The sequence below is a fragment of the Actinomadura rifamycini DSM 43936 genome, from assembly GCF_000425065.1.
Classification (GTDB): domain Bacteria; phylum Actinomycetota; class Actinomycetes; order Streptosporangiales; family Streptosporangiaceae; genus Spirillospora; species Spirillospora rifamycini.
Genome location: NZ_AULB01000013.1, coordinates 120,798 through 139,145 on the forward strand (window position 1 = coordinate 120,798; position 18,348 = coordinate 139,145).

Annotated in this window: 23 protein-coding genes and 1 tRNA gene; 18 read left to right on the forward strand and 6 right to left on the reverse strand. The window is 71.9% G+C overall.

Translation table 11 applies throughout. The features are described 5' to 3' along the window. Positions 1-84: 84 nt before the first annotated feature. From H505_RS0113470 to H505_RS0113525, 12 genes are all read left to right on the forward strand, one after another. Positions 85-1,059, forward strand: coding sequence for an urea transporter (locus H505_RS0113470; RefSeq protein ID WP_245592504.1), 975 nt, complete (start codon positions 85-87; stop codon positions 1,057-1,059). A gap of 55 nt (positions 1,060-1,114) precedes the next feature. Further along, positions 1,115-1,426, forward strand: coding sequence for an urease subunit gamma (locus H505_RS0113475; RefSeq protein WP_026402413.1), 312 nt, complete (start codon positions 1,115-1,117; stop codon positions 1,424-1,426). After that, on the forward strand, positions 1,423-2,259 hold the full coding sequence (locus H505_RS41690; RefSeq protein WP_051300637.1) for a sirohydrochlorin chelatase: 837 nt from the start codon (positions 1,423-1,425) through the stop codon (positions 2,257-2,259). The genes H505_RS0113475 and H505_RS41690 overlap by 4 nt, the downstream gene beginning before the upstream one ends. Next, positions 2,249-2,713, forward strand: a complete 465-nt coding sequence (gene ureB / locus H505_RS52705; RefSeq protein ID WP_084550210.1) for an urease subunit beta — start codon at positions 2,249-2,251, stop codon at positions 2,711-2,713. The genes H505_RS41690 and ureB overlap by 11 nt, the downstream gene beginning before the upstream one ends. 5 nt (positions 2,714-2,718) lie before the next feature. Further along, the gene (gene ureC, locus H505_RS0113490) at positions 2,719-4,446 is read left to right on the forward strand and encodes an urease subunit alpha (RefSeq protein WP_034517829.1); all 1,728 of its coding nucleotides are present in this window, start codon (positions 2,719-2,721) and stop codon (positions 4,444-4,446) included. Positions 4,447-4,509: 63 nt separating this feature from the next. Beyond that, on the forward strand, positions 4,510-5,202 hold the full coding sequence (locus tag H505_RS0113495) for an urease accessory protein UreF (RefSeq protein ID WP_026402415.1): 693 nt from the start codon (positions 4,510-4,512) through the stop codon (positions 5,200-5,202). Between the two features lie 11 nt (positions 5,203-5,213). Continuing rightward, entirely contained in the window at positions 5,214-5,849 is a 636-nt protein-coding gene (gene ureG, locus H505_RS0113500) for an urease accessory protein UreG (RefSeq protein ID WP_026402416.1), read from the forward strand. Then, positions 5,831-6,754: an urease accessory protein UreD gene (locus tag H505_RS0113505; RefSeq protein WP_245592505.1), complete on the forward strand. Its 924-nt coding sequence runs from the start codon at positions 5,831-5,833 to the stop codon at positions 6,752-6,754. The genes ureG and H505_RS0113505 overlap by 19 nt, the downstream gene beginning before the upstream one ends. Next, on the forward strand, positions 6,751-7,203 hold the full coding sequence (locus tag H505_RS0113510; protein ID WP_051300638.1) for a fluoride efflux transporter FluC: 453 nt from the start codon (positions 6,751-6,753) through the stop codon (positions 7,201-7,203). The genes H505_RS0113505 and H505_RS0113510 overlap by 4 nt, the downstream gene beginning before the upstream one ends. Then, positions 7,203-7,559, forward strand: coding sequence for a fluoride efflux transporter CrcB (crcB, locus tag H505_RS0113515; RefSeq protein WP_026402419.1), 357 nt, complete (start codon positions 7,203-7,205; stop codon positions 7,557-7,559). The genes H505_RS0113510 and crcB overlap by 1 nt, the downstream gene beginning before the upstream one ends. An 80-nt stretch (positions 7,560-7,639) precedes the next feature. Further along, on the forward strand, positions 7,640-8,197 hold the full coding sequence (locus H505_RS0113520; protein WP_026402420.1) for a TetR/AcrR family transcriptional regulator: 558 nt from the start codon (positions 7,640-7,642) through the stop codon (positions 8,195-8,197). Further along, on the forward strand, positions 8,194-8,583 hold the full coding sequence (locus tag H505_RS0113525; protein WP_026402421.1) for a DUF6463 family protein: 390 nt from the start codon (positions 8,194-8,196) through the stop codon (positions 8,581-8,583). The genes H505_RS0113520 and H505_RS0113525 overlap by 4 nt, the downstream gene beginning before the upstream one ends. Positions 8,584-8,671: 88 nt before the next feature. On the opposite strand, the gene H505_RS0113530 is transcribed toward H505_RS0113525, so the two are convergent. Genes H505_RS0113530 through H505_RS0113545 form a run of 4 tightly spaced genes read right to left on the reverse strand, consistent with a single transcriptional unit; the run spans position 8,672 to position 12,523 of the window. Next, positions 8,672-9,922: an FAD-dependent oxidoreductase gene (locus H505_RS0113530; RefSeq protein WP_245592506.1), complete on the reverse strand. Its 1,251-nt coding sequence runs from the start codon at positions 9,920-9,922 to the stop codon at positions 8,672-8,674. A 20-nt stretch (positions 9,923-9,942) separates the two neighbouring features. After that, positions 9,943-10,572, reverse strand: a complete 630-nt coding sequence (locus H505_RS0113535) for a maleylpyruvate isomerase N-terminal domain-containing protein (RefSeq protein WP_034517831.1) — start codon at positions 10,570-10,572, stop codon at positions 9,943-9,945. Further along, complete coding sequence (locus tag H505_RS0113540) at positions 10,572-11,399, reverse strand: fumarylacetoacetate hydrolase family protein (protein ID WP_026402423.1); 828 nt, start codon at positions 11,397-11,399, stop codon at positions 10,572-10,574. Before H505_RS0113540 ends, H505_RS0113535 begins: the two co-directional genes overlap by 1 nt. Further along, the gene (locus H505_RS0113545) at positions 11,399-12,523 is read right to left on the reverse strand and encodes a cupin domain-containing protein (RefSeq protein ID WP_034517832.1); all 1,125 of its coding nucleotides are present in this window, start codon (positions 12,521-12,523) and stop codon (positions 11,399-11,401) included. The genes H505_RS0113540 and H505_RS0113545 overlap by 1 nt, the downstream gene beginning before the upstream one ends. Positions 12,524-12,589: 66 nt before the next feature. On the opposite strand from H505_RS0113545, the gene H505_RS0113550 reads away from it, so the two are divergent. The 3 genes from H505_RS0113550 (at position 12,590) to H505_RS0113560 (ending at position 14,431) form a co-directional block, all read left to right on the forward strand. Beyond that, on the forward strand, positions 12,590-13,330 hold the full coding sequence (locus tag H505_RS0113550) for an IclR family transcriptional regulator (RefSeq protein WP_026402425.1): 741 nt from the start codon (positions 12,590-12,592) through the stop codon (positions 13,328-13,330). Between the two features lie 95 nt (positions 13,331-13,425). After that, positions 13,426-14,013 carry a dihydrofolate reductase family protein gene (locus tag H505_RS0113555; protein WP_026402426.1) on the forward strand — a complete coding sequence of 196 codons (588 nt, stop codon included), beginning with the start codon at positions 13,426-13,428 and terminating at the stop codon, positions 14,011-14,013. Between the two features lie 217 nt (positions 14,014-14,230). Next, positions 14,231-14,431, forward strand: a complete 201-nt coding sequence (locus H505_RS0113560; protein WP_026402427.1) for a hypothetical protein — start codon at positions 14,231-14,233, stop codon at positions 14,429-14,431. 348 nt (positions 14,432-14,779) lie between these two features. Here the strand turns inward: H505_RS0113560 and H505_RS0113565 are convergent, their stop codons facing one another. After that, complete coding sequence (locus H505_RS0113565; RefSeq protein WP_026402428.1) at positions 14,780-15,058, reverse strand: hypothetical protein; 279 nt, start codon at positions 15,056-15,058, stop codon at positions 14,780-14,782. Positions 15,059-15,705: 647 nt separating this feature from the next. Continuing rightward, a tRNA-Arg gene (locus tag H505_RS0113570) sits at positions 15,706-15,777 on the reverse strand. 128 nt (positions 15,778-15,905) lie between these two features. Here H505_RS0113570 and H505_RS0113575 point away from each other — a divergent pair. Genes H505_RS0113575 through lysA form a run of 3 tightly spaced genes read left to right on the forward strand, consistent with a single transcriptional unit; the run spans position 15,906 to position 18,340 of the window. Then, entirely contained in the window at positions 15,906-16,268 is a 363-nt protein-coding gene (locus H505_RS0113575; RefSeq protein ID WP_026402429.1) for a response regulator transcription factor, read from the forward strand. Positions 16,269-16,289: 21 nt separating this feature from the next. Continuing rightward, positions 16,290-16,952, forward strand: a complete 663-nt coding sequence (locus H505_RS47630) for a DALR anticodon-binding domain-containing protein (protein WP_125618091.1) — start codon at positions 16,290-16,292, stop codon at positions 16,950-16,952. Beyond that, positions 16,949-18,340 (forward strand): diaminopimelate decarboxylase, encoded by a 1,392-nt coding sequence (gene lysA, locus H505_RS0113585; RefSeq protein WP_026402430.1) that lies wholly within the window; start codon positions 16,949-16,951, stop codon positions 18,338-18,340. The genes H505_RS47630 and lysA overlap by 4 nt, the downstream gene beginning before the upstream one ends. Positions 18,341-18,348: the final 8 nt, after the last annotated feature.

Genomic DNA, 18,348 nt, shown 5'->3' on the forward strand with positions numbered 1-18,348 from the left:
AAAGAGGCCACATGTCGTCACCGAACGGGCGCTAGCCCGGACAGTCGGAACCATTCATGCCATTTCGCCGCGAGGAGGGTGTCCGTGCCGTCACCGTCATCGGACGCGCCGGACACCGGGAGCCCGGAAACGTCACAGCGCTCGCTGGTCGCCGTCCAGACGATTCCGCGCGGCGTCGCCCAGGTCGACTTCCAGTCCAGCGACTGGACCGGTCTGCTGTTCATCATCGCGCTCTTCGTCGGCGGCTGGCAGTTCGGCGTCTTCGGCCTGCTCGGCACCCTCACCGCCACCGTGACCGCCTCCCTGCTCGGCGTCGACCGGAACCGCATCTCGCTCGGGCTCGAAGGGTTCAACGGGACGCTCGTCGGCGTGGCGCTGGTGCTCTACCTCGGCGTCACCTGGACCACGGTGGCCCTGGTCATCGGCTCGGCGGTCGCCGCGAGCGTGCTCACCGCCGCCATGCGGACCGTCCTCGACCCGTACGGCCTGGCGACGTTCACCGCGCCGTTCTGCGTCGTCACGACGGTGATGGTGATCGGTGCGCCGTCGTACGAGCGGGTCTGGGCGGACCACGCCAACACCGCCGCGCCCTCGGCGACCGACCCCGGAACCGCGATGACCTGGCACGACTTCTGGCGCGGCTGGTTCAACGGCGTCGGGCAGGTGTTCTTCCAGGACGAGTGGTACGTCGGCCTGATCTTCCTGGTCGGGCTCGCGGTGGCGAGCCGGCTCGTCGCGGCCGCGGCGGCCGCGGCGAGCCTGATCGGGCTGCTCGTCGGCTGGTGGCTGGGCGCCCAGGCCGCCGACCTCGGCGCCGGCCTGTACGGCTACAACGCCGTGCTGACCGGGATCGCGCTGACCGGGACGTTCGTCGCGCTGAGCCCGGTCGGCGTCGCGTACGCGGCGATCGGCGCGGCCACCGCCGCCGCGCTGACCGCCGGCATGACCGTGCTGTTCGACACGGTCGGCGGACACACCCTGACCTGGCCGTTCGTGCTGGTCACCTGGGTGTTCCTCGCGGCCGTCCCGCTGCTGTCCAGGCTGCGGCGGGCCGATTGAGCACCGACCCCGGCACCGAACCGCGCACTGGACCGCGTCTCCAGAGAGGACTCAGATGAACCTGTCACCACGAGAGATCGACAAGCTGCTCGTCTTCACGGTCGCGGAGATGGCGGAGCGGCGCCGCAAGCGCGGCCTGAAGCTCAACTACGGCGAGACGGTCGCGCTGATCAGCGCGGCGATCGTGGAGGCGGCCCGGGACGGCCGGACGGTCGCCGACTGCATGGAGCTCGGCAAGCAGGTGGTCGGACCGGACGAGGTGCTCCCGGGCGTCCGCGGGATGCTGAAGCTGATCCAGGTCGAGGCCACGTTCGACGACGGCACCAAGCTCGTCTCCTGCCACGACCCCGTGGGCGGCGGCAAGTGACCGGACCACCCGCCGGCACCGGACCGCCCACCGAACGGGACCGCGCCGTCCTGCGGGTGGGCGGGCACGAGTGCCCGCCCGGGACCGGCGGCGTGCTCGGCCCGGGCCGCGACCTCGCCCGCGCGCTCGCCGCGCACCCGCGCGCGGTCGTCGTCCCGATGACGCTCGGCCGCGATCCGGGCCTCGCGGCGGCGGCCGCGCAGACGATCGGGTGGGCGGCGCGCGGCGCGGCCCCCGGCGACCTGCTGCTCGCCGCGCCGCTCGGCACGACGACGCACCTGGTCGGCTGGCTGCGGGCGGCCGTGGCGCGGGCGCTGCCCGGCGGCGGCGACCGGGCGGCGCTGCTGGTGGCGCCGCCGGGCGGACCCGAGGACGACGCCGAGCTGTACAAGGTCGCGCGGCTGGTCTGGCGGCACCTGCGCGTCCCGTGGGTGGAGGTCGCCTTCCTCGGCGGCGAGCCCGGCGTCGCCGAGGGCGTCGACCGCTGCCGCCGGCTGGGCGCCCGCGACGTCGTGCTCGTGCCCGCGGCGCTCGTCCCGCCGCCGCGCGGCGCGGGGACGGGCGCCGCCGGGACGCCGCTCGGACCCGCCGCGCTCGCGGCGCTCGTCCGGCGGCGCGCCGCCGAGGCGGAGGCGCGGTGGCTCCGGGACGGCGACGACGGCCTCGCCGCTCCGGCGCACCACCACGACCACGACCACGACCACCACGACGACCACGACGACGACCACCACCACGGGCACGACCACCGCCGGCAGGCGCCGCCGGGGCACGCGCACGGCCCGCTGCCGGAAACCGAGGAGACCCTGAAGGAGGCGGCCGCCCATGGCCGATGACGTCTACATGTTCGCGGACGGCTCGATCGAGCTGAACGCCGGGCAGCGCAGAGAGTCCATGACCGTGCACAACACCGGCGACCGGGCGGTGCAGATCGGCTCGCACTTCCACTTCTTCGAGGTCAACCGGGCCCTGCGGTTCGACCGGGAGAGGGCGTTCGGGATGCGGCTGGACATCCCGGCGGGCACCGCCGTCCGGTTCGAGGCGGGCGACACCAAGGAGGTGCGGCTCGTCGAGTACGGCGGCGGGATGCGCATCGTCGGGTTCGGCGGACTGCTCGACGGCAGCATCCGGTCCGGGGCCGCGAAGGCCAGGGCCCTGGAGCGGATGCGCGCCCGCGGCTACCTCGACGAGCCCGAGGAGCCCGGCAAGGGCGGCGGCGCCGGCAAGAAGAAGCAGTCGAAGACCCGGACCGCCGCGGCGGGCCGCGGGTCGCGGTCGAAGAAGGGCTGACGCCGATGGCGACGACGATCTCTCGCGCGCAGTACGCGAGCATGTACGGCCCCACCGTGGGCGACCGGATCCACCTGGCCGACACGAACCTGGTCGTGGAGGTCGAGAAGGACCACACCGAGGGCCACTACGGCGACGAGGCCCAGTACGGGGGCGGGAAGACGGCCCGGGACGGCATGTCGGCCGACCCCGCCTCGCGGAACGCCACCACGGCCCTCGACACCGTGATCACCAACGCGGTGATCATCGACCCGGTGCTCGGCGTCGTCAAGGGCGACATCGGGATCAAGGACGGGCGGATCGCCGGGGTCGGCAAGGCCGGCAACCCGCACACCCAGAACGGGGTGGACCGGCGCCTCATCATCGGCGCCGGCACCGAGGTGATCTCCGGCGAGAACCTCATCGCCACCGCGGGCGCGATCGACACGCACGTCCACTTCATCGCGCCGCAGCAGGCCCAGCACGCGCTGAGCAACGGGATCACCACGCTGGTCGGCGGCGGCACCGGCCCCGCGGACGGCACCCGCGGCACCACCTGCAGCCCCGGCCCGTGGAACATCTCCCGCATCCTGCAGGCGTACGAGGACATCCCGATCAACATCGCCGTCTACGGCAAGGGCAACAACAGCCTGCCCGGACCGCTGGACGAGCAGATCCGCGCGGGCGCCGCCGGGCTGAAGGTGCACGAGGACTGGGGCTCGACCCCGGCGGCCATCGACTGCGCGCTGCGCGTCGCCGACGACCACGACGTGCAGGTCACCATCCACACCGACACCCTGAACGAGGCCGGGTTCGTCGAGGACACCATCGACGCGATCAACGGCCGGGCGATCCACACCTACCACTCCGAGGGCGCCGGCGGCGGGCACGCCCCCGACATCCTGCGGATCACCTCGGAGCCGAACGCGCTGCCCGCGTCCACGAACCCGACGCTGCCGTACACCCGCAACTCGGCGGACGAGCTGCTGGACATGACGATGGTCTGCCACCACCTCAGCTACGACGTCCCCGAGGACCTGTCGTTCGCCGAGAGCCGCGTCCGCGCCGAGACGATCGCCGCCGAGACCGTCCTGCACGACCTCGGCGTCATCAGCATCATCGGCTCCGACTCGCAGGCGATGGGACGGGTCGGCGAGTCCTTCACCCGCGCGTTCCAGGTCGCCCACCACTGCAAGGACAAGCGCGGCCCGCTGCCCGAGGACTCCGCCCGCAACGACAACCACCGGGTGCTGCGCTACCTGGCGAAGCTCACCATCAACCCGGCCCGCGCCAGCGGGATGGCCGACACGATCGGCTCGCTGGAGGACGGCAAGCTCGCCGACATCGTGCTGTGGCAGCCGCACTCGTTCGGGGCGAAGCCGTTCATGGTCGTCAAGGGCGGCCTGATCAGCTGGGCGCAGATGGGCGACCCGAACGCCTCGCTGCCCACCCCGCAGCCGGTCTACCTGCGGCCGACGTACGGGTGCTTCGGCCGGGCGCTGCGCGAGACCTGCGTGACGTTCATGTCGGACGCGGCCATCGCGGAGGGCGTCCCGGAACGGCTCGGCCTGGAGCGCCTCATCCGCCCGGTGCGGCAGTGCCGGACCGTGGACAAGCGGCACATGCTGCGCAACTCGACGCTCGCCGAGATCGCCGTGGACCCGGAGACGTACCGGGTGACCGTGGACGGCGAGCCCGCGTCCATCGAACCGGCCACGAGCCTGCCGCTCAACCGGCTGTTCTTCATCGCGTGACGGGCGGACCGAGCGACGGGCGGACGCGCATGACGATCGGACGCGCATGAGAGGCGGGCTCCCATGACGGACGGCCTGGAGCCGCTGCTGGCCGGGCTCCAGCTCACCGACTCCGGCTTCCCCAGCGGGCTCTACACCCTGTCGCACGGGCTGGAGGGGCACTTCCAGCTCGGCGCGGTCCCCGCGGCGGGCCCGGCCGCCCTGGTGCGCGACCTCGTCCGCGCCGCCGGCACCGGCGACGCCGCCGCGCTCGCCCTCGCGCACCGGGCGGTCACGGCCGGGGACTGGGACCGGGTCGCGGAGGTCGACCGCAGGCTGCACGCGATCAAGCTCGGCAGGGAGCAGCGGACGGCGTCCGTGCGCACGGGCCGGCAGGTGCTGGACACCGCCGGCCCGGCGTTCGGCTCGGCCCCCGCCGCGCGGCTCGCCGCCCTCGTCACGGACGGCGCGACGCCCGGCACCCACGCCGTCGTCGTCGGCGCCGTCCACGCGGGCCTCGGCACGCCCGTCCGGGACGCCGTCGCCTGCGACCTGTACGCGTTCGCCGCGAGCTGCGCGGCGGCGACGGTGCGGCTCGGCCGCGTCGACTTCCGGGACGCCCAGCGGCTCCTGCGGGAGGTGCGCCCCGAGCTGGTCCGCGCGACGGCGGCGGCGCTGGCCGCCCGCGGCCCCGGGGACCTGCACTCCTCGACGCCGGCGGCGGACGCCGTCTCCGCCCTGCACGAACGGGCCGAGGCCCGGCTGTTCATCACCTGACCGGAGGACGCATGGAACTCGAACACGTCTACAAGATCGGCATCGGCGGCCCGGTGGGGTCGGGCAAGACCGCCCTCATCGAGGCGCTGGTGCCGCTGCTCGTCGCGCGGGGCCGCCGCCCCGGCGTCATCACCAACGACATCTACACGCAGGAGGACGCCGAGCACGTCCGCCGCACCCTCGCGGGCACGCTCGACCCCGAACGCGTCGCGGGCGTCGAGACCGGATCGTGCCCGCACACCGCCGTCCGGGACGACCCCACGATGAACCTCGCCGCCGCCGCGGAGATGCTCGACCGGTTCCCCGACATCGACGTCCTGCTGTTCGAGAGCGGCGGCGACAACCTGACGCTCACCTTCAGTCCCGCCCTGGCCGACGTCTACGTGTTCGTCCTGGACACCGCCGAGGGCGAGAAGATGCCGCGCAAGCGCGGCCCCGGCACCACCGACTCCGACCTGCTGGTCATCAACAAGATCGACATCGCGCCCTACGTGCGCACCGACCTCGCGGTCATGGAGCGGGACGCGCGCGCCGTGCGCGGCGACCGTCCGGTCGTCCTGACCGACTGCCTGGCCGGAACCGGGATCGGCGAGGTCGCCGACTTCGTCCTGCAGCGCCGGGAGGCGACGTGCTCGCCGACGGGCTGACCGCCGCGCCGCCCCCGGACGCCGCGCCGCCCGAGGCCGTCGCGCGGCACTCGTCCGTCCCGGACACGCTCCCGGTCGGCGCGCCCGGCAAGGACGGCGTGCTCGACCTGGAGTTCGCCGTCCGCGGCCGCACCGAGCTCGTCCGCCACTTCCAGCGGGCGCCGCTGCACACGACCCGCCCCCTGTACCCGGAGCCCGACCTTCCGGACATGCCGCACGTGCTGTTCATGTCGTCCGGCGGCGGCGTCCTCCAGGGGGACCGGTACCGCATCCGGCTGCACTGCGGCCCCGGCACGTTCGTGCACTTCACCACCCAGACCGCCACGCGGCTCTACCGGATGGAGCACGACTACGCCGCCCAGACGATCGACCTGCACGCCGCCGCCGACGCCTACGTCGAGTACCTGCCCGCCACCACGATCCCCTTCGAGGACTCGCGGTTCTACCAGCGCACGACCGTCACCGCCCACCCCGACGCGACCGTCCTGCTGGGGGAGAAGCTGATGGCGGGACGGCTCGCGCGCGGCGAACGGCACGCCTACACCGCCTACTGCACCGACCTGGAGGTGCGGGACCCCGACGGCCGCACGCTGTTCGCCGACCCGCTCCGGCTCGTCCCCGCCGAGGCCCCGGTGACCGGCCCCGCCGTCATGGACGGCTTCGGGCTGGCGGCGTCCCTCCACGTCGTCACCCAGCGCGCCCGCGAGGCCGCCGACGCCATGCACGCCGCGATCGCCGGCACGGGCCTGCGCGGCGGCGCGAGCGTCCTGCCCGGCGACCACGGCGCGTGGGCGCGGATCCTCGGCGCCCGGTCGCCCGAGGTGGAGACCGCGTTCCACCGCACCTGGGACGCCGTCCGCCGGCTCCTGCTCGGGACGCCCGCCCCGGACCGGAGGCACCCGTGAAGGGCCGCCTGGGGCACCGCGAGCACGCCGAGGCGGCCGTCCTCCACCCGAGCGCCCGCGCCCGGGCCCTCGTGGAGATCGCGTTCGGGGGCGCGCTCGGCGCGCTCGTCCGGTACCTGCTCGGCGAGGCGATCCCCACCGACCCGACGGGCTTCCCCTGGGACACGTTCACCGTCAACATGCTCGGCTGCCTCGCCATGGGCGTCCTGACGTCGTACCTGCTCGGCGGCCGGCCGCACCCGTTCGTCCGGCCGTTCGCGATCACCGGCTACCTCGGCGGGTTCACGACGTTCTCGCACCTGATCGACGACCTGCACAGCCTCGACGGCGAGCCGGGGCTGGCCGCCGTGTACGCGGTGGCGAGCGTGGTCCTCGGCTGGGTCGCGGTGGCCGCGGGCCTGGTCCTCGGCCGTCGGATCCGGCGCGGCCGCCCGGCGAAGGAGGCGTGATGCCGGCGATCCTGGTCCTGGTGGGCGGCGCGGTGGGCGCGACGCTCCGCTACCTCATCGACGGCTACGTCAAGGCGTCCGCGGGGAAGTCGTTCCCCTGGGGCACGCTCGCCGTCAACCTCCTCGGCTCGGCGCTCCTCGGCGCCCTGCACGGGGCCGGTTCGGGGACGCACGTCGAGGCGCTGCTCGGTACCGGCCTGTGCGGCGCCCTCACGACGTTCAGCACGTTCGAGCTCGACACCGTCCACCTGATCCAGGACGGCGCCTACGGCAAGGCGGCCGTCAACGCGATCGGCAGCCTGCTGCTCGGGCTCGCCGCCTTCGTCGCCCTCTACACCCTCGCCAAGGCCGTCTGATCCGGGCGGTGTCACCCGTCTCACCTGCGGGCCATACCATTCCGTATGGTATGTTCCGGAGAAACGACCAAGGCGGTGGCATGGCGGGCAAACGGGACTGGCTCGACGCGGGGATCGGGATTCTGGCCGAGGACGGTGCACCCGCACTGACCCTCGAACGGCTGACCGAACGCCTCAACCTGACCAAAGGGTCCTTCTACCACCACTTCAAGGGCATGGCCGGCTACAAGACCGACCTGCTCGCGTACTACGAGAACGAGCACACCAGCCGCTTCATCGAGAACGCGGAGCGCGCCGGTGAAGCGGCCGGCGCCAAGCTCGAACGACTGATGGAGCTGGTCCTGGCGAGCAAGGACCAGAGCGACGACCTCGAGAACGCCATGCGCGCCTGGGCGCTGCAGGACGATGAGGCCCGCGCGCTCCAGGAGCGCGTCGACCGGCTGCGCATCGACTACCTGCGATCACTGGTGGGCGACCTCGGGGCCGAAGACCGCGACCGGGGGCCGCTGGCCGGCCTGTTCTACCTGCTCCTGGTCGGAGCCCAGCAGGTCGTGCCGCCGGTGCCCGGCGACGAACTGCGAGAGATCTACACGCTGGCGCTGCGCCTGGCGCCGCGAGAGAACGGACGGATTTCATGAGCGCACTCGCCCGGTGGACCCCCCGACTCATCATCGCGACCGCGATCCTGCACTTCGTCTGGGCCTTCGCCCAGCCCAACGCCTGGGCGGACATCGTCGCGGACGGCTTCGTCCGGACCGCGGTCGACACCGACGCGCCCGGCTACTTCGAGCGCGAGGCCAGCATCTGGTTCATGGGCGCCGGCATCGCACTGCTCGCGCTGGGCACGCTGACCCGGCAGGCGCTCCGGACGACCGGCCGCGTCCCGGCCCAGGTCGGCTGGTACCTGCTGGCGCTCGGCGTCCCGCTCAGCGTCATCTACTTCCCGGTCACCGGAAGCTGGGCGCTCGTCGTCATCGGCGTGCTCGCGCTCCTCGCCGCCCGCCGCCCCGCGGCCGTGGACTGATCGCCCCGAGCCCGGACGGCCCGGCACCGATTCCCATCCTCCTCCCGCGGGACGCGGCCCCCGACGGCGCCGTCGGGGGCCGGCGGCGTCAGCCGAGCGCGTCGACCTCCGCCGAGGCCAGCGGCACCGGCGTGAACATCGGCGGCTCCTCCGCCGGATGCAGCGCCGTCGGCCCGTAGAGCCAGTCCACGAACGCGTAGTCGTAGGTGTCGCGCTCCCGCAGCAGCACGTTCCGCTGCAGCCGGGGCCGTCCGTCGAGATGCCACAGCTCGCCCCACGCCCGCGACGTGGTGAGGACGCGGCGGCAGTGCTCCGGGCGGACCGCGTCGTAGGCCGCGAAGACGGCCGCCCAGTCCACCGACCCGTCGCCCGCCCGGTGCCGCGCGACGTGCTCGCCGAGCACCCAGCTGTCCTCGATCGCCATGATCGCGCCCTGGGCGATGTACTGCAGCGGCGGATGCGCCGCGTCGCCGAGCAGCGCGATCGCGCCGTCCACCCACGTCATGATCGGGTCGCGGTCGTACATCCGCCACCACCTGTCGCGCCACATGTCCGGCAGGCCGTCGCGGACGAACGCGCAGGTCCCCGCGAACGCCGCGTCCAGTTCGTCCGGCGTGCCCCAGTCCTCCTCGCCGGCGCGGGCCTTGGGCGACTCGAACACCGCCACCTGGTTCAGCAGCTCGCCGCCCCGCAGCCCGTAGTGGACGAAGTGGCAGCGCGGGCCGACGTACACGGCCACCTCGGACAGATCGACCCGCGCCGCCCGCCCCGCCGCCGTCGGCGTCGTCCCCCGGTAGGCCACGTACGCCGACGACACCGGCCGGTCGTCCACCAGCAGCCCCCGCGCCACCGAGTGCAGCCCGTCCGCCGCGATGACGACCCGCGCCTCCTCAGTCCCGCCGTCCGCGAGCGTCACCCGCGCGCCGCCGTCCGTGTTGGCGTACCCGACCACGTGCCGCGACGTCACCAGCTCGACGCCCGCACGCTCGCACGCCCGGACGAGCATGGCGTGCAGGTCGCTGCGGTGGATCACCAGGTACGGGAAGCCGTAGCGGCGCTCCAGATCGCGCAGGTCGAGACGGGTCAGCTCCGACCCGTCGACGGCGTCGCGCATGATCATCGTGTCGGGTGCGACGCCGCGGCTCCGGGCCTCGTCCAGCAGCCCGTAGTCGTCCAGGATGCGGGTGCAGTTGGGCGCGAGCTGGATGCCGGCGCCGACCTCGCCGAACGCCGCGGACCGCTCCAGCAGCCGCACCGCGAGGCCGCGCCGCGCCAGCGCGTACGCGGCGCCCAGCCCGCCGATCCCCCCGCCGACGACGAGCACATCAGGGTTGGTCATGATCTCCACTCCGCAGTGCTTCACAGCCAGGGGCCGAGCGGGGGAGCGCCGGCGAGCGCGTGCGGCCGTCCGGTCAGCCACGCCGCGACCTCGGGCCGCGGCCCGTCCGGCAGCGCCGCCGCGTCCAGCCCGCGCTTCGCGGCCGCATCGGCGACGAGGGCGCGCAGGAAGCCGTCCGGCAGATCGCCGAAACCGACCCCGACCCCCAAATCGACGGTGTGGACGAACACCTCCCGCGACCGCAGCCAGGGCACCTCGGACGCTGGCACGGAACGGCCCTGCGCCGTCACCACCTCCCGCCCCCACTGCTCCCCGGACAGCCCGTCCATCCCCGCGCGCAGCGCGGCGCACGCCCGCGCCAGCCACGCGGTCAGCTCCGCGCCGCCCATCCGCGCGCCCCGCTCGATCCCGGCCGCGCGCTCCTCGGGCGACGCGTACATCGGGGTCGGCTCCCCGGTCGCCGCCCACCGAACCAGGTTGCCCAGCGCCTCGGCGTTCGCCGCGACGTGCGCCACCAGATGCCCCCGCGTCCAGCCCGGCAGCCCGCAGGGCGCGCCGAACCCCCGATCGTCCAGGCCGCGGACGCCGTCCAGGAACATCCCGGTGCCCTCCTCCGTCCAGCGGAGCGCGTCCGCGAGCGTCCGGGCCATCACGCGCCCCCGACGACGCGGTTCGTGCAGGCGCCGATGCCCTCGACCTCGGTCACCACCGTCTCCCCGCCGGTCAGGTAAACCTTCGGGTCGCGGGCGTGCCCCACCCCCGCCGGCGTGCCGGTCGCGATCAGGTCGCCGGGACGCAGCCGCACGATCGTCGACACGTACTTGACCAGGAACACCGGGTCGAACAGCAGCGTCCCCGTGTCGTCGGACTGCATCACCCGGCCGTCCACGACCGTCCGCACCCGCAGCGCCGGACGGACGCCGCCGACCTCGTCCGGGGTGACCAGGAACGGCCCGACCGGGGTCGAGGAGTCCCAGATCTTGCCCTGCGTCCACTCGATGGTGCGGAACTGCCAGTCCCGCACCGACACGTCGTTCATGACCGTGAACCCCGCGATCGCCGCCTCCGCCTCCGCGTCGTCCGCGCGGCGGACGTCCCGCCCGATCACGACGGCGAGCTCCACCTCCCAGTCGAGCGCCTCCGTCTCCGGCGGCTTCACGACGTCGTCGCGGGCGCCGATCAGGGTGTCGGCGAACTTCGGGAACAGCGTCGGGTACGCCGGGAGCTCCCGGCCCATCTCCTTGATGTGGTTCGAGTAGTTGTGGCCGACGCAGATCACCTTCGACGGCCGGGGCACGACCGGCGCGAAGTCGGCGCCCTCGGCGTCGTGCACCTCGCCGGAGGCCGCCGCCCGCTCCCGCCAGTCCGGCTCGGCCAGCAGGGCGCCCAGGTCGGCGAAACCGACGTCGACGAGCCCGCCGTCGTCGAGACGGACGGCGCGCGTGCCGTCGGCGGTGCGGATGGTGGCGAGCTTCATCAGGCGTCCTTCGCGAATCGGTCGAGCTCGAGCGCCTCGAACACGGGCGCGTCACTGAAACGGAACAGATCCAGGGCCCCGGAGTCGGAGTCCGACGAACCGGCCTCGGACCGCACCGAGAGCGGCGTCCACGACGGGACGACGAACAGGTCCCCGCGGGCCACCGACCACGCGCGGTCCCCGACCGTCACCGTCCCGGAACCGTCGAAGACCTGGAAGACGCTGGACCCCGTCTCCCGGACCGGAGCCGTCTCGGCGCCCCGGGCGATCCGGTGGAACTCCGCGCGCATCGTCGGAAGCACATCGCCCCCGTCGACCGGGTTGCTGTAGCGCACCGCCGCGTGGCCCGGCTCCACCACCCCGCCGTACCCCTCCCGCTCGAGCGCGAGCTGGTCGGCCAGGGCCCGGTCGGTGTACTCCCACTTGTACGAGAGCAGCGGCGACCCCGGACCACCGCGGCCCACCCCGACCGGCCGCAGCCCCGGGTGCCCCCACAGCCGCTCCGCGCGGGACCGCTCCGGCGTCGTCCGCTCGGTCACTTCCTCGCGCCCGAACTCGAAGAACTGCGACTCCGCCATGTACTGGAACGGGATGTCGAGGCCGTCGATCCAGGCCATCGGCCGATCGGCCGCGTTGTGGTGGGCGTGCCAGCTCCACCCCGCCTGCGGCAGGAAGTCGCCGCGGTTCATCGGCACCGGGTCCCCGCCCACGACCGTCCACACACCGGACCCCTCCACCACGAACCGGAAGGCGTGCTGCGTGTGCCGGTGCTCCGGCGCGTCCTCCCCGGGCATGAGGTACTGGATCGCCGCCCAGAGCGTCGGCGAGGCGAACGGACGTCCCCCCAGCCCGGGGTTGGCCAGCGCGATCGCGCGCCGCTCGCCCCCGCGCCCCACCGGCACGATCCGTCCGGCCTCCTCCGCCAGGCGCGCGAGCCTCTCCCACCTCCACACGTGCGGGACGGCCCCGGACCGCGGATGCACCGGCATCAGGTCGCCGATCTCCGTCCACAGCGGCACGAGCAACTCGGCCTCGAACCCGCGATAGAGACTCTCGAGCTCCGGCGTGACGTCCGGCTGCCCGGGCGCGTCCACGGCCCGGAGCCGCACAGGGGTACTGGTCATGGGCACGATCGTCCCGCCCGTACCCTCTACAGAAAAGGAAATTCTGCCCTACAGAAAAAGCAAGCAATGGACAAACCACTCAAGACACCACCGCCGTACGCCATCACGAGCGTCGACAACGCCCTCCGCATCGCGACGATGCTCCAACTGGAGGGCCCCCTCACCGTCACCGAGGTCGCCCAGCGCCTCGGCGTCGCCGGCTCCACCGCCCACCGCCTGCTCGCGATGCTCGTCTACCGCGACTTCGCCGTCCGCCAGGCCGACCGCAGCTACCGCGTCGGCCCCGTCCTCGAACTCGCCGCCCACTCCCAGTCGACGACCGCCAGGCTCCGCGCCGCCGCCCTGCCCCACCTGCACCGCCTCGTCGACATCCTCGACGAGTCCGCCAACCTCACCATCCGCACCGGCACCACGGTCCGCTTCATCGCCAGCGTCGAGTCACGCCAGGCCCTCCGCGTCGGCTCCCGCGAAGGCATGGTCTTCCCCGCCCACCGCACCACCGCCGGCCTGCTCCTCCTGGCCGAACTCCCACCCGACCAACTGGACGAGCTCTACACCGACCACGACCTCGACACCCTCCGCGCCGACCTCGCCCGCGTCCGCCGCAACGGCTTCGCCCTCAACGAGGGCCGCTCCGAACGCGGCGTCGTCGCGGTCGGCGTCCCCGTGACGTCCCCCGACGGCGAAGCCGCCGCGGGCCTCTCGATCTCGATGCCCAGCGCCCGCTACGAAAAGCACCGCCTCCCCACCCTGGTCACCACCCTCCGCACAGCCGCCCGATCCCTAGAACACGACCTGAAAAACTGAGCCGCCGACGACACCTACGGATCACCGCCCCGGAACCGATGAGTCCCACGGCCGGACCGAGTCGTTACAGGGAACCGGCAACCAAAGGAGACACGATGGGCAAGGTGCTCACCCATATGACGATGTCGCTGGACGGGTTCGTCGCGGACCCCAACGACCAGGTAGGAGAGCTGTTCGACTGGTACGAAACGGGCGAGATCAACGTGCCGAACCCGAACGAGACCGTCTCGTTCCAGGTCGACGAAGCCGGCGCTCAAATGCTGCGGGACCTGACCGAGAACTGCGGCGCGCTCGTCGCGGGCCGCCGCCTGTTCGACATCGCGGACGGCTGGGGCGACAAGCACCCGGCCGGCGCCCCCGTCGTCGTGGTCACGCACCGACCCCCCGAAGACGCCGCCACACGATGGCCCACGACAACGTTCGTCGACGGAGTCGAAGCCGCGATCTCCAAGGCGAAGGAGATCGCCGGCGACCAGGACGTCACGATCGCGAGCGCGTCGATCATCCAGCAGGCACTCGATCTCGACCTGGTGGACGAGGTGTGCGTCAGCCTCGTGCCCGTGCTGTTCGGCGAGGGCATCCCCTACTTCTCCAAGCTGACCCAGGGCCACCGCCTCCTCGACGACCCCACCGTCGTCCAGGGCAACCGAGCACTCCACCTGCAATACCGAGTCCGCCGCTAACCACCCCCCGGGCCGGAGACGTGCAACATGAAGCGCTTCTTCGCACAGAGAACGTCAGCAGACGCTCAAGTCGTGCAGACCGCCCATGAACTACAGAAACCGGCCGATCGCTCCTTCGCGCTTCGCTCTGCGAAATCGACCCCGCACACACGGCTCGTTCCAGATCGCGGCTCCTCGGCTAGCCTGCTGTGATCCCTTGTTGGAGGAGTTGAGCCGTATGGACGCCTACGCCGCCGAGCCCCCAGACCTCGGCCATCCCGAAAACGAGACCCCACTCAACTGGTCGGGTCTCGTCTCACACATCGCCGATCAGGTAGGCGGCATCATCGCGCTCGCCCAGGTCGTCAGTCTGGCCATGGCCGGGGCAATCCTGCTGACCTACTTCATAAAGAGGCGGCACTTAAACAGCCCCAACTAGCCGCCCACCCGTCGCCCCTGACGATTTCCGCCAGCGCCCGCCTGCCAACATGCAAAACCCCGGCCCACAGGTCAACTGGAGCCCGACTGATCATCTGAGGTGCTGCCCGCAAATTCGAACCTGCGCACACGGCTCCGGAGGCACGTACCTGATCAGTGCGAACAACCCTGCTGACCTGCGAACGAACACTCTGGATCGCCCCGCCCGCCACCTGGCATTCCGCACATATTCCGCAGCGCGTGTTCTGGCTGGGGCTGTCAGCTCGGGAAGTCTCGTCCCTTGATCAACGGTCACCAGCCGATCTGCTGACCTTGTGAAGACACTCGGGCGGCTGTCGGCACTTGACGTTCAGACGGGCCAGTTCTCAAGGCAGATCGGGCATCGCTCCACCATGACTACCTCTGGCCTAGGATCCGTCCATGCGCACCCCTGAGGCACCATCGCCCGGTGAGTCGTCCCGCACATCGGCGTAATGCTTCCAGGGCGTACAGCATGGGCCAGGAACAGGCTGAAGTTCACTACCTCCACGTTGTCGTGGTAGTTGCCATCCGAGTTGAGCAGCATCGGCCGCGCCGGGGCCTTCGGCCGCATCTCGGTGTCGTGCCCGAACCACATCTCATACTCCACTGTCGGAGTGTAGATCGAGGATCATCCCTGGTCACCGCTAGGCCAGGCTTCGTGCCTACTGCTGCATTCCCTCCGTGTTCACCGTCCCCAGGGGAAGGGGAGCATACAGACGCACTCACGTTCCGAAGTGCTTCGCGCGGGCGGCCCTAACCCGGCAAGGGCGGCATTGCGCGAATGAGTACTTCGGGTCCCGGGGGTCCATGGGGGCGGTAGCCCCCTGGTAGCGCACGCTCGATCTCCGTGACGCAGCGACCAGCGGCCGCGCTGCGACGGGCTCCGCCTACGGCCGTCCGCCGGATGGGTCGGGCAAACGTTCGACAATCGCGGCCCGGCGGTTCGCCGACCGGGGACCGGCGCCCACGCCGCATGCCCCGGGCGGCGTAGCCGCCGAACCTGCGGCGCCGCGAAGCGGCGCCGCCTTGACGCATGGACTCGGCGCGTGGTCGCTGACGAGACGAGAGCCCCGGTTCCGCACCGGGGCTCTTTCGCTCCGGTTGACCTGCACGGATGCCGCCGGACCCATTTCGTAAATATTCCGTGGATGCTGACAGACGGCGGCTCACGGTGGCACATGGCTGCACACGCACGAAACCCCGGCGACTGCCGTTCTGGCAGGTCAACCGGGGTCTTGGCTGATCATCTAAAGGTGCCCCCTGCAGGATTCGAACCTGCGCACACGGCTCCGGAGGCCGTTGCTCTATCCCCTGAGCTAAGGGGGCGTGCGCCCTGTGTTGGGCGCGGTAGAAGGTTACCAGGGTTGGCGGGGTGACGCGCACCTGGAATGTTCGCCGTGCGTCGAGGGGTGGAGTGGGCTAACTTCGTGGCCGTGACCGAGCCACTGGGACGCGTGCTGGTCGTCGATGATGACGAGGTGATCCGCCAGCTCATCGCCGTGAACCTGCAGTTGGAGGGGTTCGAGGTGTCGACGGCGGTGGACGGTCAGGACTGCCTCGACAAGGTGGGCGAGGTCAGGCCGGACGTCATCACGCTGGACGTCATGATGCCGCGGCTGGACGGGTGGGTGACGGCGATCCGGCTGCGGGAGGACCCGGCGACGGCGCACATCCGGGTCGCGATGATCACCGCGCGGGCGCAGGAGCACGACGTCCGGCGGGGGCACGAGATCGGTGTCGACGCTTATGTGACGAAGCCGTTCGATCCGAACCAGATGATCCAGACGGTCCGGAAACTCGCGGCTGTGTCCAGATAGTGGTCAGATAGTCTCATCCGGGTGACTCCTGCCGATGTGAGCGCCGCCCTGGTGGCGGGGTTGCGCGATGCCGCGGCCCGGGGGGAGTTCGCGGGGGACGTGCCCGCGGACGTGCCCGTGTTCGCTCGGGGGCCCGGGGTGTTCGAGAGCCCCGTGGCGCTGCGGCTGGGGCTCGATCCGGAGGTCGTCGCGCGGTGGGTCGGTGGTGTCGTTTCGCGGGGGTTCGTCCGGGTCAGTGTGGGCGTGGACGAACTGGTGGAGCGTGTCCGGAGTGATCCTGGTTACGGGGTCGCGCGGGTGCCGGCGTTCCGGTGGGACGAGTGGCCGCGGACGTTCGAGAATCCCGGGTTCGTCGTGCGGTACGCGTATGCGCGGGCGTGCTGGGCCGTCCGGTGGGCTCGCGAGGTAAAGGTTCCGGAGGGTTCGCTGGTGCGGGCGGAGCCGGAGGAGTTGGCGGTGGTCTCCTTGTTGGGAGACTTCCCTGGGCGTGCGGCTCAGGCGGAGCGGGAACGGGACGCCAGGCCGCTGGTGTTGTGTCTGGAGAAGGTTGCCGGGGCGTACCACGACGTGCATGAACGTTGTCCCGCCGCGGACGGAGGACGGGTCGCCTTGGCCGAGGCGGTGTCGCGCGTCCTCGGCAACGGCCTGAACATGATCGGTGAGACCCCTAGAGAGCGAATATGAGCCGTGTACATCCTGCCGGTCCCCGGCATGCCGACGTCCTGCCCGAAGACCACCCGGCGGGGCCGGCTGAGGATCTGAACGCACTCGATGTGCGGGTGTGGCCCCGGAACGCCGCCCGGGAGGACGGCGCCATGACCGTGGGCGGTGTGGACGTGCGGGATCTGGCCCGGGAGTACGGGACGCCCCTGTACGTCTACGACGAGGACGACGTGCGGGGCCGGATGCGCGAGTACGCGGCGGCTTTCCACGACGGTGACGTCCACTATGCGGGCAAGGCGTTCCTGTGCGGGGCCATGGTCAAGTGGCTCAACGAGGAGGGGCTCGGTCTGGACGTGTGCAGTGGCGGGGAACTCGCGGTGGCGCTGGCCGCTGGGTTTCCGACCGAGCGCATTACCTTGCACGGAAGCAACAAGGCCACGTGGGAACTGGAGAAGGCCCTCGAAGTGGGGGTCGGACGGATCGTGCTCGATTCGTTCGAAGAGATCGCGCGGTTGGGCTATCTGGCCCGTGAGCGCGGGGTTCGGCCCAAGGTGATGGTGCGTGTGACCACGGGGGTGGAGGCGCACACGCACGAGTTCATCGCGACGGCCCACGACGACCAGAAGTTCGGGTTCTCCCGGAGTTCGGGCGCCGCGCTGGAGGCGGTTCGGCGGGTGCTGGCGCTCGAGCAGCTGGAACTGGTGGGGCTGCACAGCCACATCGGCTCGCAGATCTTCGACGTGGACGGGTTCGAGGTCGCGGCGCACCGGCTCGCGGAGCTGCTCGTGGCGATCCGGGACGAGCACGGCGTCGAGCTCCCGGAACTCGATTTGGGCGGCGGGTACGGGATCGCGTACCTGCCGGACGAGGAGCCGCACGACCCGAAGGCGATCGCGGACGGGCTCCGCGAGATCGTCGCGCGGGAGTGCCGGGCGTACGGGCTGGCGATGCCGCGGCTGACGGTGGAGCCGGGGCGCGCGATCGCCGGTCCGGGGGGCGTCACGCTGTACGAGGTCGGCACGGTGAAGGACGTCGAGGGGCTGCGCACGTACGTGTCGGTCGACGGGGGGATGAGCGACAACCTCCGCACCGCGCTGTACGGGGCCGAGTACACCGGCGTGCTGGCGAGCCGGTCGTCCGATGCCCGGCCGATGCTCAGTAGGCTTGTCGGCAAGCACTGCGAGAGCGGCGACATTGTGGTGCGCGACCTGTGGTTCCCCGAAGATATTGCGGCGGGGGACCTGGTCGCGGTCGCGGCGACGGGTGCGTACTGTCGTTCGATGGCCAGTAACTACAACCACGTCCCGAAGCCCGCCGTGGTGGCGGTGCGGGACGGCAGGTCGCGCGTGATCGTCCGGCGGGAGGGCGTCGAGGACCTGCTGCGGCTGGATGCGGAGGTCGAAGCGTGAAACGCCGA

What these genes read in the sequence shown, in the direction of transcription:
- H505_RS0113475 (WP_026402413.1), top strand. Translation starts at nt 1,115, where the DNA reads ATGAACCTGTCACCACGAGAGATCGACAAGCTGCTCGTCTTCACGGTC.
- ureB (WP_084550210.1), top strand. Translation starts at nt 2,249, where the DNA reads ATGGCCGATGACGTCTACATGTTCGCGGACGGCTCGATCGAGCTGAAC.
- ureC (WP_034517829.1), top strand. Translation starts at nt 2,719, where the DNA reads ATGGCGACGACGATCTCTCGCGCGCAGTACGCGAGCATGTACGGCCCC.
- H505_RS0113495 (WP_026402415.1), top strand. Translation starts at nt 4,510, where the DNA reads ATGACGGACGGCCTGGAGCCGCTGCTGGCCGGGCTCCAGCTCACCGAC.
- ureG (WP_026402416.1), top strand. Translation starts at nt 5,214, where the DNA reads ATGGAACTCGAACACGTCTACAAGATCGGCATCGGCGGCCCGGTGGGG.
- crcB (WP_026402419.1), top strand. Translation starts at nt 7,203, where the DNA reads ATGCCGGCGATCCTGGTCCTGGTGGGCGGCGCGGTGGGCGCGACGCTC.
- H505_RS0113520 (WP_026402420.1), top strand. Translation starts at nt 7,640, where the DNA reads ATGGCGGGCAAACGGGACTGGCTCGACGCGGGGATCGGGATTCTGGCC.
- H505_RS0113525 (WP_026402421.1), top strand. Translation starts at nt 8,194, where the DNA reads ATGAGCGCACTCGCCCGGTGGACCCCCCGACTCATCATCGCGACCGCG.
- H505_RS0113530 (WP_245592506.1), bottom strand. Translation starts at nt 9,922, where the DNA reads ATGACCAACCCTGATGTGCTCGTCGTCGGCGGGGGGATCGGCGGGCTG.
- H505_RS0113535 (WP_034517831.1), bottom strand. Translation starts at nt 10,572, where the DNA reads ATGGCCCGGACGCTCGCGGACGCGCTCCGCTGGACGGAGGAGGGCACC.
- H505_RS0113540 (WP_026402423.1), bottom strand. Translation starts at nt 11,399, where the DNA reads ATGAAGCTCGCCACCATCCGCACCGCCGACGGCACGCGCGCCGTCCGT.
- H505_RS0113545 (WP_034517832.1), bottom strand. Translation starts at nt 12,523, where the DNA reads ATGACCAGTACCCCTGTGCGGCTCCGGGCCGTGGACGCGCCCGGGCAG.
- H505_RS0113550 (WP_026402425.1), top strand. Translation starts at nt 12,590, where the DNA reads ATGGACAAACCACTCAAGACACCACCGCCGTACGCCATCACGAGCGTC.
- H505_RS0113555 (WP_026402426.1), top strand. Translation starts at nt 13,426, where the DNA reads ATGGGCAAGGTGCTCACCCATATGACGATGTCGCTGGACGGGTTCGTC.
- H505_RS0113560 (WP_026402427.1), top strand. Translation starts at nt 14,231, where the DNA reads ATGGACGCCTACGCCGCCGAGCCCCCAGACCTCGGCCATCCCGAAAAC.
- lysA (WP_026402430.1), top strand. Translation starts at nt 16,949, where the DNA reads ATGAGCCGTGTACATCCTGCCGGTCCCCGGCATGCCGACGTCCTGCCC.